This is a genomic window from Metaclostridioides mangenotii (genome assembly GCF_017873185.1).
Lineage (GTDB): Bacteria > Bacillota > Clostridia > Peptostreptococcales > Peptostreptococcaceae > Metaclostridioides > Metaclostridioides mangenotii.
Map to the genome: position 1 here is coordinate 171,874 of NZ_JAGGJX010000002.1, position 15,733 is coordinate 187,606.

Annotated in this window: 10 protein-coding genes; all 10 read left to right on the forward strand. The window is 34.4% G+C overall.

Annotation, left to right across the window (positions count from 1 at the left end; genetic code table 11):
• The first annotated feature begins 44 nt into the window (after positions 1-44).
• The 10 genes from ssnA (at position 45) to gpmI (ending at position 15,697) form a co-directional block, all read left to right on the forward strand.
• Positions 45-1,376: a putative aminohydrolase SsnA gene (gene ssnA / locus J2Z43_RS06915; RefSeq protein WP_209456512.1), complete on the forward strand. Its 1,332-nt coding sequence runs from the start codon at positions 45-47 to the stop codon at positions 1,374-1,376.
• Between the two features lie 75 nt (positions 1,377-1,451).
• Positions 1,452-3,137 (forward strand): selenate reductase, encoded by a 1,686-nt coding sequence (locus tag J2Z43_RS06920; protein WP_209456513.1) that lies wholly within the window; start codon positions 1,452-1,454, stop codon positions 3,135-3,137.
• Positions 3,138-3,184: 47 nt separating this feature from the next.
• A complete protein-coding gene (locus tag J2Z43_RS06925) occupies positions 3,185-4,528 on the forward strand; it encodes a nucleobase:cation symporter-2 family protein (protein WP_027701132.1) in 1,344 nt (447 codons plus the stop codon).
• Positions 4,529-4,791: 263 nt separating this feature from the next.
• Positions 4,792-6,174 (forward strand): dihydropyrimidinase, encoded by a 1,383-nt coding sequence (hydA, locus tag J2Z43_RS06930; protein WP_209456514.1) that lies wholly within the window; start codon positions 4,792-4,794, stop codon positions 6,172-6,174.
• Positions 6,175-8,736, forward strand: coding sequence for a selenium-dependent xanthine dehydrogenase (gene xdh / locus J2Z43_RS06935; RefSeq protein ID WP_209456515.1), 2,562 nt, complete (start codon positions 6,175-6,177; stop codon positions 8,734-8,736).
• Positions 8,737-8,849: 113 nt separating this feature from the next.
• On the forward strand, positions 8,850-10,205 hold the full coding sequence (gene rpoN / locus J2Z43_RS06940; protein ID WP_327786936.1) for an RNA polymerase factor sigma-54: 1,356 nt from the start codon (positions 8,850-8,852) through the stop codon (positions 10,203-10,205).
• Positions 10,206-10,833: 628 nt separating this feature from the next.
• Positions 10,834-11,856, forward strand: coding sequence for a type I glyceraldehyde-3-phosphate dehydrogenase (gap, locus tag J2Z43_RS06945; protein ID WP_209456517.1), 1,023 nt, complete (start codon positions 10,834-10,836; stop codon positions 11,854-11,856).
• 242 nt (positions 11,857-12,098) lie between these two features.
• Positions 12,099-13,301 carry a phosphoglycerate kinase gene (locus tag J2Z43_RS06950; protein ID WP_209456518.1) on the forward strand — a complete coding sequence of 401 codons (1,203 nt, stop codon included), beginning with the start codon at positions 12,099-12,101 and terminating at the stop codon, positions 13,299-13,301.
• 108 nt (positions 13,302-13,409) lie between these two features.
• Complete coding sequence (tpiA, locus tag J2Z43_RS06955; protein WP_209456519.1) at positions 13,410-14,150, forward strand: triose-phosphate isomerase; 741 nt, start codon at positions 13,410-13,412, stop codon at positions 14,148-14,150.
• A gap of 11 nt (positions 14,151-14,161) precedes the next feature.
• Positions 14,162-15,697 (forward strand): 2,3-bisphosphoglycerate-independent phosphoglycerate mutase, encoded by a 1,536-nt coding sequence (gpmI, locus tag J2Z43_RS06960; RefSeq protein WP_209456520.1) that lies wholly within the window; start codon positions 14,162-14,164, stop codon positions 15,695-15,697.
• Positions 15,698-15,733 lie beyond the last annotated feature (36 nt).

Genomic DNA, 15,733 nt, shown 5'->3' on the forward strand with positions numbered 1-15,733 from the left:
CTTATAGTCAAACGTTTGAAAAATTTTAAGGGGGATTATATTCTATGTTATTAGTTGGTAATGGAAAAGTTATTACACAAGATTCATTAAACCCATTTTTAACTGAGGGATGCGTTGTTATCGACGACAACAAAATAGCTGATATAGGATCAACAGCTGATATGAAAGCTAAATATCCAAACAGCGAATTTATAGATGCAAAAGGCAAAATAATCATGCCAGGTCTTATAAACTCTCATATGCACATCTACAGTTCGTTCGCAAGAGGTATGGCAGTTCCAGGAGAGCCTGCTGAAAATTTCATAGAGATACTAGAGAGATTATGGTGGATGTTAGACAAGAAGCTTACATTAGAAGATACAAAATACAGTGCATATGCAACGTACTTAGAGTGTATCAGAAATGGTGTAACTACAGTATTTGATCACCATGCAAGTCCAAATGCAATAGAAGGAAGTCTATTTGCAATATCTGACGCTGCTAAAGACTTAGGAATAAGAACATGTCTATGTTATGAGGTTTCTGACAGAGATGGTGGAAACACTATGGATCAAGGAATAAAAGAAAATATTGACTTTATAAAGTACGCTCAAAAAGATGATACAGATATGCAAAAAGGTATGTTTGGTCTTCATGCTGCTTTCACACTTTCAGATGACACTCTTAATAAATGTGCAACTGAAATGGCAGGATTAAAAGATGTTGGATACCATGTACACGTTGCAGAAGGTATGGCTGACGTAGATATAAACTTAGAGAAATACGGAAAGAGACCTGCTCAAAGACTAAACGATTTTGGTGTACTAGGTGATAAAACTCTTGCAGTTCACTGTTTATATGTAGATGACAACGAAGTAAAACTTCTAAAAGAATCTAACACATTCGTAGTTCACAACCCAGAGTCAAACATGGGTAACGCTGTTGGATGCTGTCCAGCTATAGAGTTTATCAACGAAGGCATAGAAGTTGGTCTAGGAACTGACGGATATACAGCTGACATATTAGAGTCACAAAAAGTTGCTAATATAATCCATAGACACAGATTACAAGATCCAAGACCAGGATTTATGGAGTCTACAAAAATGCTATTCGATACAAACCAAAAGATAGCAAAGGCTTACTACAAAAACGATCTAGGAATACTTAGAAAAGGCGCTTACGCTGACGTTATAGTAGTTGATTACAATCCGCATACTCCACTTAACGAAAATACTATCGCAGGACATACGCTATTTGGATTAAGCGGTAAATGTGTTGATACTACAATCGTAAACGGTAAAGTACTTATGAAGGACAGAGTAATAGTTTCTGCAGACGAAGATAAGATACTTGCTAAGAGTAGAGAATTAAGCCAAAACATATGGAATAGAAATTAATTTGACAACGAAATCTATCTTAGCATAGATTTGAGGTCAACCAAAATATTATAAAATTTTTTAGGGGGTATATCGATGGGTGATATAATGAGACAAATTCCATTTGCAAAAATAATGGATAGAGTACTGGTTGAGAAGGAAAAATACAATACTATTTATGGGGTATCTAAATTATATACACATAACAATGGTAAAGAGCTTAATGTTTTCAATCATAAGCTAGAGAATCCACTAGGACCAGCAGCTGGGCCTCATACACAATTAGCGCAAAACTTAATCGCATCATATGTTGGAGGAAGTCGTTTTCTTGAGCTAAAAACTGTTCAGATATTAGATGGTGAAGACCTTCCAATATCAAAGCCATGTATACGTGCTGATGACGAAGCTTACAACGTTGAGTGGTCTACTGAGCTATATATTCCACAAGCATTAGAGGAGTATATCAAAGGATGGTTTGGTTGTAAATTAGTAGCTAAAGAATTTGGATTCGGAGATCCAGATGCATTTATATTCAACATGAGTGTTGGATACAACCTAGAAGGAATCCAATCTAAAAAGATAGATGCTTTCATAGAAGGATTAAAAGATGCTTCTAGCAATGATATGTGGAAAGAGTGTGAAAAGTGGGCTCTTGATAACCTTGATAGATTTGAAAATGTAGACGAAGCTTTTGTTAAGTCTATATCTCCCGAAATATGTAACTCAATAACTCTATCAACTATGCACGGATGTCCAGAGGATGAGATAGAGAAAATTGTTTCTTATCTATTAACAGAGAAGAAAATAAATACTTACTTAAAGTGTAACCCAACACTATTAGGATACGATACTGTTAGAAAAATAATGGATGATATGGGATATGACTATATAAAATTCGATAAAGAACAATTCGATGTAGACCTTAAGTTTGACGATGCAGTTGCAATGATAGGACGTTTATTAAAGATTGCAGAAGGTCAAGGAGTAGCTTTCGGTGTAAAACTTACAAATACATTCCAAGTTCGTATAGATGAAAATGAGCTTCCTGGGGATGCAATGTACATGTCAGGAAAGAGTTTATATCCATTAAGCATAAATGTTGCAGCTAAATTAGCTAAGGCTTTTGATGGTAAGTTAGCTATGTCTTACTCAGGTGGAGCTGATGCTGGAAACATAGAAAAAATATTTAACACAGGTATCTGGCCGATAACAGTAGCTACTACTCTTCTTAAGCCAACAGGATACAACAAAGTTAAGCAACTAGCTGATTTGGTAGCTGGATGCGACTACCACGAAAAGCAAATAGTTGACGTAGAATTAGTTGAAAAATTAGCTAAAGAATCAATAGAAGATGAGAAATACTCAAAATCACCAACAGTTCGTGAAAAAGGATTTATATCTTTTGACGAAAACAAAAATGTAAGAGTTGGATGTAAAGTAGTTTGCGGAAGCTGTGCTAACGTATGTCCAAACAGAGCTAACATAGTAACTATAGTTGATGGAGAAAAGAAATTACTTCATATAGATGATTACTGTAATGAGTGTGGTAACTGTTACCTATTCTGCCCAGACAAGTGTACTCCATACAAAGATCGTATAACACTATTCTCAAACAAAGGTGACTTTGATGACAGTACAAACCAAGGATTATTATTATTAGATGGTGATAAAGTTATGTACCGTTTTGAAGGAGAAACAAAAGAGTGTGCTTTAGCAGATGCTCCAAAAGTTATAGTTGATTTCGCAGCTTCATTAAAAGATTGTCATCCTTACCTAGTGTAAGATAATATAAGACAAAATTAAATAGAAAAAAGGAAGGGAGACCAATTATGTCTCAAAATAACAGCCCTAAAATAGCTCCTGTAGATGAAAAAATGTCATTTAAAAGTTCGTGGGTGTTTTCACTACAACACGTTCTAGCGATGGCCGCAGGAGCGGTGGCAGTTCCTATGATGGTAGGAAATGCTGCAGGACTAGATCAAACTAGTATTGTATTTTTAATTAATGCTTGCCTATTCATGGCAGGTATAGGAACTCTCATACAAAGTGTTGGTATAGGAAATATTATAGGTGCTAGAATACCAGTAATCGAGGGAACAAGTTTTGCAGCGGTTGCAGGTATGACAGCGATAGCTACGTCATATAATGATCCGAATATTGCGATCCAAAACGTCTTTGGAGCAGTAATAGTTGCAGGTCTTTTCTGCATAGTGTTAGCTCCTGTGTTTGAAAAACTGATAAGATTTTTCCCGAGTGTTGTTACAGGAACTGTAGTAATGGTTATAGGTATATCTTTATTTCCAATAGGTATCAAATGGATTACGCTAAACAAAATTGAAGCGGTTGATCCAAAGACTTTCGCTCTTTCAATGGCAGTTTTAGTTATAACTCTTTTATCTTTTAAATTACTAAAAGGTATATGGAACAGTTCTGCGATTATTGTAGGTATAGTACTTGGAACATTACTTTCAATGGCAGTTGGAATGGCGGATTTCAGTAGTGTTGCTGGAGCTGGTTGGGTTTCAATAAACACTCCATTTAAGTTCGGTTTACCACAATTTGATATATCGGCAATACTGTCTCTATGTCTGATAATGTTAGTTCTGATGACTGAGTCAGTAGGAAATATGATTGCAATACATGAAATGGTGGATAAAGAAGTAACAGGTAAAAATATAAAAAGAGCGTTATTCGGAGATGGTATATCTACAGCTTTATCAGGTATATTCAACTCTTTCCCAATAACACCTTTTGGCCAAAATACTGGTATTGTTGGTCTTACTGGAATAAAATCTAGATATGTAGCAGTGTACGCAAGTTTAATGCTTCTAGTATTTGGATTTGTACCTAAGTTTGCGGCTATTATAGCAGCTATACCAAAACCAGTTCTTGGAGGGGTAGCCTTCGCGATGTTTGGTATGGTAATGGTTGGAGGAGTAAGAACTCTAAGTAAAGTTCAGTTTGTTGGAACTATGAATGGAGTTATAGTTGCAGTGAGTGTTGGTCTATCAATTATTCCAATAGTAAACCCTGATTTCTACAACAACTTCCCAGCATGGGTTCAAACTATATTCCACAGTGGTATAACTACAGGAAGTTTGGCTGCTGTAATACTTAACATATTCTTTAATGAAATAGGAAATAAGAAGAAAGCAAAAGAAGAAGCGCAGTAAAGTGATTGTTTAAGGGTAGGTTGATAGGCGATTGGTATTGCTAATTATTCCGGTTGCTACCTGCTAGAAATAAAGAAGTAAAAAGATAAAAACAAATAAAAAGAAGTTAAGAAATATAAACAAGTTTATAAATAAAAAGAAATATAGAATAAACAAGTATTATGTTATAAAAGCATCTTTTGTGCAATTACATGCACAAAAGATGTCTTTATAATAAGCAAGAATTTAAAACTCTGATTTGTCAAAATTAAGGTGGAATAAATATGGGAACAATACTTAGAGGTGGAAAAATAGTAACAAATGAAAAAACTTATAATTCAAATATAAGGATTGATGGAGAAAAGATCGTTGCTATAGGATCTGATATAGAAGTAAGTGGAGATGAGATCGTGGATGTTACTGGAAGCTATATTCTTCCAGGTGGAATAGATACTCATACACATTTTGACTTAGATAACGGAGCTACTATGACAGCAGATAGTTTTGCTACTGGGACTAAAGCGGCAATAGCAGGTGGTACAACTACTGTTTTAGACTTTGCTACTCAATCAAAAGGCAAGTCGCTAGCAGACGGGCTTAAAGAATGGCATATAAAAGCTGATAACAAATCTTATTCGGACTACGGATTCCATATGGCTATAACTGACTGGAATGATTCTGTTCGCGATGAGATGGATGATATGATATATGAGGGTGTGTCTTCATTCAAAATGTATATGGCATATAAAAATCTTAAAGTAGAAGATGATGTGATATATGAAGCCTTAAAGAAATCTGAAGAAATTGGTGGTATTATAGGTTTTCACTGTGAGAACGGAGAGGTAATTGATGAGCTTATAAGTGAGGCTAGAGAGAATGGTCATTTGTCTCCTAGATATCATCCGCTTACTAGACCAGCTATACTAGAAGCAGAAGCTACATCAAGACTGATGAAAATCGCTGAAGTTGCAAAATCAAAAGTATACGTTGTCCATCTAAGCTGTAAAGAATCTTTAGAGGAAGTTAAAAAAGCAGAATCTAGAGGAGTAGATGTGGTTGTAGAATCATGCCCACAGTACTTAGTTCTCGATGAAGAACGATATTTTGAGGATGGGTTTGAAGGTGCTAAATACGTTATGTCTCCACCACTTAGAGATAAGTCTAACAATGAAATTCTTTGGAAGGCGATCGCTGATGGTGATATAGATACTATTGGAACTGATCATTGCTCATTTAATTTTAAAGGGCAAAAGGAATTAGGTAAGGACGACTTTAGTAAAATACCTAATGGAGGGCCAGGAGTAGAACATAGAATAAAACTTCTATACACTTACGGAGTTTGTAAAGACAAAATAACGATGAACCAATTGGTTGATGTTGTGTCAACTAATCCCGCTAAGATATTTGGAATGTACCCTGAAAAAGGTGCAATAGAAGTAGGCAGTGATGCGGATATAACTGTTTTAGACCCAAATATTAAAGATGTAATAAAGGCAGAAATGCAAGTACAAAATGTGGATTATACTCCATATGAGGATTTTGAGGTAGATTGTGTAATAAGCAGAGTGTACTTAAGAGGTACCGAAGTTGTAAAAGATGGTAAAGTTATTAGCAATTCGCCAAATGGAGAGTATGTGAAAAGGCGACAAGCAAAGGGGGCTAAGTAGATGGTAGAATTTATACTTAACGGAGAGAAAGTTGTAGCAGAAGAAGGTAAGAAACTTCTAGACTACTTGAGAGAAGATAAAAATATTACTTCTGTAAAAAATGGATGTTCTGAAGGTGCTTGTGGTACTTGTATGGTTATAATAGATGGCAAAGCTACTAAAGCTTGTGTATTTAAAACTGATAAATTAGCTGGAAAAAACATAGTTACTATAGAAGGAATGACTGAAAGAGAGCAAGATGTATACGCTTATGCTTTCTCTAGTCAAGGAGCTGTACAATGTGGTTTCTGTATACCAGGCATGGTAATAAGTGCAAAAGCTTTACTAGATGTAAATGCGGATCCAACTGAGGATGATATAAAGAAAGCTTTAAGAGGAAATATTTGTAGATGTACTGGTTATGTAAAAATAATTAAAGCTGTACAATTAGTTGCTAAAATACTAAGAGAAGGTACGGAAGTTCCAAAAGTGGCTTGTAAAGGTCTAGTTGGAGACAGTCTTCAAAGAGTAGACGCAGTAGCAAAAACTCTTGGAACAGCTGAGTATGTAGACGATATAAGAATGGATGGTATGATCTACGGTTCTGCTGTTAGAGCTAAGTACCCAAGAGCATTAGTTAAGAGTATAAATACTGAAAAAGCTAAAGCTCATCCTGGAGTAGTCGCAGTACTTACTGCTGAAGATGTTCCTGGAACATTAAAAGTTGGTCACTTGAAAAAAGATTGGGATACTTTAATTCCAGTAGGACATGAAACGAGATACTTAGGAGATTCGATAGTTTTAGTAGCTGCTGAGACTAAAGAAGCTTTAGAAGAAGCTAAGAGTTTAGTAGAAATTGATTATGAAGAGTTAACTCCACTTAGCACTCCAGAAATGGCACTAGCTGAAGGAGCTCCACTTATACATGAGACAGGAAACCTTCTAGTTAAACAAGAGCTAAAAAGAGGAAACGCTGAGGAAAAAATTAAAAACTCAAAATATGTAGTAACTAAGCATTATTCTACACCTCCAACTGAGCACGCTTTCTTAGAGCCAGAATGTGCTGTTGCTGGACCATATGAAGAAGATGGAGTTTTAATTTACTCTACTGATCAAGGGGTATTCGCTACTCAACACGAGTGTGCTGATATGTTAGGTCTTCCTCATGAGAAGGTAAGAGTTATAAATAAAATGGTAGGTGGAGGATTCGGTGGTAAAGAAGACATGAGTGTCCAACACCACGCTGCTTTACTTGCTTACCATACTAAGAGATTTGTAAAAGTACTACTTACAAGAAAAGAAAGTATGATAATACATCCAAAGAGACATGCTGCAGAGATGATATTCACAACTGCATGTGATGAAAATGGATATTTAACAGCTATGAAGGCTGAGATAGTTACTGACACAGGTGCTTACGCATCTCTAGGTGGACCAGTACTTCAAAGACTTTGTACACATGCTGCTGGACCATACAACTATCAAGATATAGATATAGTTGGAAGAGCAGCTTACACTAATAACCCTCCTGGAGGAGCATTTAGAGGTTTCGGAGTTACTCAAAGTTGTTTTGCAACAGAGTGTAACATAAACTTATTGGCTGAGATGGTTGGAATTTCTCCATGGGAAATTAGATACAGAAATGCTATAAAGCCAGGTCAAGTTCTTCCAAATGGACAGATAGCTGATGAAGGTACTGCTTTGGTAGAAACTTTAGAATCTGTTAAAGAGGCTTATGAAGCTCATCCAAGAGCAGGTATAGCTTGTGCGATGAAGAATGCCGGAGTTGGGGTTGGTATACCTGATGTAGGAAGATGTAATATAGTAATTATAGACGGAAAAGTTCATTTAAGATCGAGTGCATCTTGTATAGGTCAAGGTCTTGGAACTGTAATGGTTCAAGTGGCTTGTGAAACTACTGGATTAGCTCCAGAACTTATGGTTCACGCTGCACCTGATACACATACTACACCAGATTCAGGAAACACTACTGCATCTAGACAAACAGTATTTACTGGAGAGGCTACAAGAGTTGCAAGCACGAAATTAAAAGAAGCTCTAGATTCTGGTAAAACACTAGCAGATCTTGATGGTGAAGAGTTCTACGGAGAGTACTCATCAGTAACTGATAAGATGGGATCTGACAAAGAATTCCCAGTAAGTCACGTTGCTTATGGATACGCTACTCAAGTAGTAATGCTTGACGAAGATGGAAAGCTAGAGAAAGTTATAGCTGCACACGATGTTGGCAAAGCTATAAACCCAATAAGTCTAGAAGGTCAAATAGAAGGTGGAGTAGTAATGTCACTTGGATATGGGTTAACAGAAGATTATCCATTGAAAGATTCTGTTCCTACTGGAAAATTCGGTACTATAGGATTATTTAAATCAATAGATATACCAGAAATCGAAACAATAATAATAGAGAAGAACGATGTTGAATTAGCTTATGGAGCTAAAGGTGTTGGAGAGATATGTTCAGTACCAGCAGCGCCAGCTGTTCAAAATGCTTACTATGTAATGGATAAGCAATTTAGAACTAAATTACCACTTGAAAACACTCCTTACAATAAAAAGAAATAGTAACTGAGTAAAAAATTGTTTATATATAAAAACCCTTTTGCATAATACACGTCTAAAATGTTAGAATGTAATTATAAAGAAGGGTTTTTTATTTATATTATAATAAAAGTGGGGTGACGAAGTTGGGCCTTAATAATAGATTAGAATTGAGCCAGTCACAGAAGTTGATTTTGACAACTCAGATAAAACAATCATTGACTATATTAAACATGAGTAAGTTAGAGCTAGATGAAGAGATAAAAAAGGAATCGGAAAATAACCCATTAATTGAAGTGGAGACAAAGAGTGAAATAAACTGGGAGCAGTATGTAAAGGATATGGAGTACTCTAGATCTACATATAAGGGAGAATCTAGCTACAATCCGGATAACGAAGTGGATTTAGAAAACTTAATTAGGTATTCTTCAAACTTGTACGAGGATTTAAAGTTTCAAATAAGCTTATACAATATTTCTGAAAAACAAAAAAAGATATGTGAGTATATAATAGATAGCCTTGATGAAGACGGCTACCTTAGATCAAATGATATAGATATAATAAATATACTAAAAATTAACGAAGAACAATTTAATGAATGTCTTGAAATTGTACAACAATTAGAGCCTGTTGGTGTCGGGGCAAGAGATTTATCCGAATGTCTGTTGATTCAAATGGACAACTTAAATATAAATAATAAAGTATTAAGAGAAATTGTTAAAAACGATTTGATTTTGCTTGCTAATAATAAATATAAGCAAATAAGCAAAAAATACAACATTACACTGCAAAAATGTGTAGAGCTGATGGATATCATTAAATCATTTGATCCAAGACCAGGAAGGGCAAAATCTTCCGAAAAAAGCGTATATATTCAGCCCGATGTATTTGTAGAAAAAATAGATGGGGAGTTTGTAGTTCACACCAACGAAAAAGATTCTTATAAAATAAGAATAAATAACTATTACAAAGATATATTGAGCAATTCCAGTTCTGATGAAAATGCAAAGAGCTTTATAAAAGAGAGACTTAACTCAGCTACAGATCTAATTAAAAACATAGAAAACAGAAAGACAACTATTCTTAGAATAGCTGAAGAGACTCTGAGTGCTCAAAGAGAATTTTTAGAAAAGGGTACAAAATATATAAAACCACTGAAGATGAAGGATATAGCTGAAAGATTAGGTTTTCATGAATCTACGATCAGTAGAGGTGTAAACGGAAAATACATGCTAACTCCGTATGGACTTTACGAATTTAGATATTTCTTCAGCAGTGCTATAGATACAGAGAGCGATGAAAAGGCTTCCAGCATCAGTATAAAAAAGATGATAGAAGAAATAATAGAAGGCGAAAATAAAAGCAAACCTCTAAGTGATGATCATATTTCAAAAATTCTTAAAGAAAAAGGTATAAATATAGCTAGGAGAACAGTAGCTAAATACCGAGAAGAGTTGGGAATACTATCATCCAGCAGAAGAAAAAAATATTAAAAAATATAAAAGAACAGATACAATCAAACATGAACATAAAAAACGACAAAAAGTAACAAAAGTAAGCGTAAAAGAACTAAGATGAAGGCGGAAAAGTTCGTCTAAAAATCATAGAAAAACATTGAAATAATCACAAACTAACAATAAATTTGCAGCAGAAAATAATTGAAAAAAACGACAACTTTTATGATAAGATAAAGAAAAGGATGACTGTCTAATCTTGTAAAAAATAATCGATATTGTATGTATACAATAAATTTATTTTATAAAAAAATATAAAAATATTCTAAAACAATCAATATAAAACGATGACTATAAAATAAAAAGTATAAATATATTCAGTAATTATAAGTATAAATATATTCTGAAAAAATAAGTATATATTTATATGAAAAATTTAAAAATAAACTTGTATTGATAGCATAGATTGAACTTTTATTTTTATTTTATATATAATTAAGTTTTTCTGGACAATACTATACGATATGGAGAACATAGATTTTACAAGAAGAAATAAAAGGCTTCCTTAAATACCTGAATAGTAGTTATTATAACTAAAATACTATAAGACTTTAAAATATAATCGAAGATTATATTAAAAATATTACTTACTACAGGAGGTAAACTTATGTTAAGAGTTGGAATTAATGGATTTGGTAGAATTGGGAGATTAGCATTTAGATTAATGATAGAACAGCCAGAAGCATTTGAAATAGTCGGCATCAACGATTTAACTGATGTAGAGATGCTTGTATATTTACTTAAATACGACACAACCCAAGGTAGACTAAATCATAAAATAGAAATAAAAGGCAACAATATTGTGGTAAATGGCAGAGAAGTAAAAGTTACATCTGAAAGAAATCCAGCAGATATACCATGGCTTGAGTTAGGTACAGAAGTAGTGTTGGAGTGTACTGGATTATTTTCATCTAAGGAAAAAGCAGAAGAACATTTAAAAGCAGGAGCAAAAAGGGTAATTATTTCAGCTCCCGGTTCAGATGATATAAAGATGATTGTATACAATACAAATCACGAAACATTAGATGGATCTGAAACCATAATCTCAGCTGCTTCGTGTACTACTAACTGCCTTGCACCGATGGCAAAAGTGTTAAACGACAATTATGGAATACAAAAAGGTCTTATGACTACAATCCACGCTTACACAAACGATCAAAACACACTGGATGCGCCTCACCCAAAAGGTGATTTTAGAAGAGCAAGATCGGCGGCAAATAACATAGTTCCAAACAGCACAGGTGCAGCTAAAGCTATAGGAAAAGTAATACCAGAATTAGAAGGTAAACTTGACGGCTCTGCTCAAAGGGTTCCAGTTCCTACTGGATCTATTACAGAGTTAGTTTGTAGTTTAGATAAGAAAGTAAGCGTAGAAGAAATAAACAAAGCTATGAAAGAAGCGGAAAATGATTCATTTGGATATAATTATGAGATGTTAGTATCATCAGATGTAATTGGAATTTACTATGGATCTCTTTTTGATGCAACTCAGACGAAAGTAATCGATGTTAATGGTGAGCAACTTGTGAAAGTTGTAGCTTGGTACGACAATGAGATGTCTTATACAGTGCAGTTAATAAGATTATTGGTATTGGTTGGAGGATTTGTTAAGGAAGAAAATCCCTACTAAACCGGTTACCTATATTTGGTAAATTGTTTATCTTCATTTAACATTAAATAAAGTCCATATCTGTGTATTAGCATAGGTATGGACTTTTTTGCTCAATTTTATAAAAACTAAAGAATTTACGTAAATAATTGTGACATACTATTCATAAATAACCAATAATATGATATATTAAATATTATAAAAGTATACATTAATGTCTATTAATGTAAGATAAATTTCTTTACTTAAAAGGAGAGTTAACTATGTCAATGCTGAACAAAAAAAATATAGAAGATATAGAAGTTAGTGGGAAGAAAGTATTAGTAAGATGTGATTTTAATGTACCACTTAAAGACGGACAAATAACAGACGACAATAGATTAAGAGGTGCTATGCCTACAATAGAGAACCTTGTATCAAGAGATGCAAAGGTTATATTGTGTTCTCATTTAGGAAAACCAAAAGGGGAAGCTAAAAAAGAACTATCTCTAGCTCCTGTAGCTGAAAAGTTATCTGAAATGTTAGGGAAAGAAGTAGTATTTGCTGCTGATGATAATGTAGTAGGAGAAAATGCTAAAGCTGCAGTAAATAAAATGGAAGACGGAGATATAGTACTTATAGAAAACACTAGATATAGAGCAGAAGAAACTAAAAATGAAGAACACTTCTCAAAAGAATTAGCGTCACTTGCAGAGATATATGTAAATGATGCTTTTGGAACTGCTCACAGAGCTCACTGCTCAACAGTAGGTGCGGGAGAATTTTTAGAAGAAAGAGCTTGTGGATATTTAATACAAAAAGAGATTAAATTCTTAGGAGATGCAGTTGCAAATCCTGTAAGACCTTTTACAGCGATATTAGGTGGAGCGAAAGTTTCAGATAAGCTTGCAGTTATTAACAATTTACTTGATAAAGTGGATAACTTAATCATCGGCGGAGGAATGGCGTATACATTCCTAAAAGCACAGGGATATGATGTAGGAACTTCTTTATTAGAAGAAGATAAAATAGAATACGCAAAAGAGATGATGGTGAAGGCTAAGGAGGAGGGAGTAAACCTTCTACTTCCAACAGACGTAGTAATGGCAGAAAAATTTGCAGAAGATGCAGAGCCAATAGTTACTGACGATGCAAACATAAAAGACGGATATATGGGATTAGATATAGGTCCAAAATCTGTGGATATCTTCGTAGATGCTATAAATAAATCTAAAACTGTAGTTTGGAATGGTCCAATGGGAGTTTTTGAATTTGCAAACTTTGCTACAGGTACACTAGAAGTTGCAAAAGCTATGGCTAACCTAAAAGATGCCACAACTATAATCGGCGGTGGAGACAGTGCAGCTGCTGTTAACCAACTTGGATTTGGAGATAAGATGACTCATGTATCTACAGGTGGTGGAGCTTCTCTAGAGTTCTTAGAAGGTAAAGATCTTCCAGGTATAGTATCTTTAGACGATAAGTAAGATAATATAAAAATAGAAGATAGCTTGTTTATATTTAAAAAAATATACAATAATATATAAAAAGATACATTAGAAAGAATAAACTTATATATAAGGAGATTTGAATACATGAGAAAACCTATAATTGCTGGGAACTGGAAAATGCACAAAACTATAAAAGAAGCATTAGAGTTTGTTTCAGATATTAAAGGAAAAACTAATGCAGATGTTGATGCGGTAATATGCGCACCTTTTACTCTTTTAAAAGATTTAAAAGAATCGACTAAGGGAACTGACATAAAAATTGCAGCACAAAATATGCACTTTGAGGACAATGGAGCTTTTACAGGAGAGGTTTCGCCTCTAATGTTAAAAGAATTAAACATAGATTACGTTGTTATTGGGCATTCTGAGAGAAGACAATACTTCAACGAAACTGATGTAACAGTTAACAAAAAGGTTTTAAAAGCTTTAGAAACGGGAATAAATCCAATAGTGTGTGTTGGAGAAACTTTAGAGGAAAGAGAATCTGAAAACACTAAAAAAGTAGTTGAAGTTCAAGTGAAAGAAGCTTTAAAAGAAGTAAAAGACTCAGATTTATCAAAAGTAGTAGTAGCTTATGAGCCAATATGGGCTATAGGTACAGGAAAAACTGCTACAGCAGAGCAAGCAAACGACGTAATTTCTTACATAAGAGAAGTTATAAAAGGTTTATACGGAGATTTAAGTCAAGAAGTTAGAATACAGTACGGAGGAAGTGTAAAACCTTCTAATGTAAAAGAAATAATGGGACAAAGTGATATAGATGGAGCATTAGTTGGAGGAGCGAGTTTAGCTTCTAAAGACTATTTAGAACTTGTCAACTTTTAAGGAGTGAAACAATGAAAAAACCAGTTGCTTTAATTATTATGGATGGTTTTGGTTATAGTGAAAATGCTGAAGGAAACGCAATAGCTGAGGCACAGACTCCAAATCTATGCAGATTATCAAAAGAGTATCCGAGTACTCTTATAAAAGCTAGTGGACTTGATGTAGGTCTACCATATCTTCAAATGGGAAATTCTGAGGTCGGGCATACAAATATCGGCGCGGGTAGAATTGTATATCAAGATTTAACTAGAATAACTAAATCGATAAAAGATGGAGACTTTTTTACAAATGAAGTTTTGTCTGAAGCAATGGATAAAGCTAAGGGACACGCGCTTCATATAATGGGACTTCTTTCAGATGGAGGAGTACACTCCCATATAGAGCACGTTGAAGCACTTATTTTGATGGCTAAAAAAAGAGGTGTAGATAAATTATATATCCACGCTTTTACAGACGGGAGAGATACTGATCCTCAAAGTGCTGTAGAGTATGTAAAGGAAATAGAATCTACATTAAAAGATGTGGATCTAGGTGAATTTGCAACTGTATCGGGTAGATACTATGCTATGGACAGAGATAAGAGATGGGACAGAATTAAACTTTCATACGATGCTATGGTATATGGTGTGGGAGAAACTGCTGCATCTGCTGAAGAAGCTGTAAATAATTCGTACGAGCAAGGTAAAAACGACGAGTTTATATTGCCCACAGTAGTACAAAAAAATGGAATAGCTTTAGGTAAAATAAAAGATGGGGATAGCATAATATTCTTCAATTTTAGACCTGATAGAGCTAGACAGATGACTAGAGCTATTGTTGATAATAATTTTGAGGATTTTGATAAAGAAAATATAAATACACATTTTGTTTGCCTGACTGAGTACGATGCAACTATTGAAAATGTACATATTGCATTTAAACCTCAATCATTAGAAAACACTTTAGGTGAGTATTTATCAAATAATGGAAAAACTCAACTTAGAGCTGCTGAAACAGAAAAGTACGCACATGTAACATTCTTTTTCAACGGAGGAGTAGAAGAGCCAAATCCAGGTGAAGAGAGAATGTTAGTGCCGTCTCCAAAGGTTGCAACATACGATCTACAACCAGAGATGTCGGCTTCAGAGCTTTTAGAAAATACATTAAATAAGATCGATGAAGATAAGTTTGATTTTATTGTTGTAAACTTTGCAAATCCAGATATGGTAGGTCATACAGGTAGCATAGAAGCTACTGTAAAGGCTGTAGAGACAGTTGATGGATGTGTGGGATCTATAGTAGATAAAATCATCAGTTTAGGTGGTGCTGCAATAATTACAGCTGATCACGGAAATGCTGAGTACATGATAGATCACGAAACAGGAAAAGTAGTGACATCGCATTCTACTAATGAAGTTCCGTTTATATTAGCTGGTGCCAAGTACAAGGATGCCGATCTTCTAGATGATGGAAGGCTTTCTGATATTGCACCTACAGTATTAGATATGATGGATCTGGGTGCACCTAAAGAGATGGATGGTCATAGCCTTATTTCTTTTCAAAAATAAGGCATTATAATATAATGATAGTATAGATAGATGTAA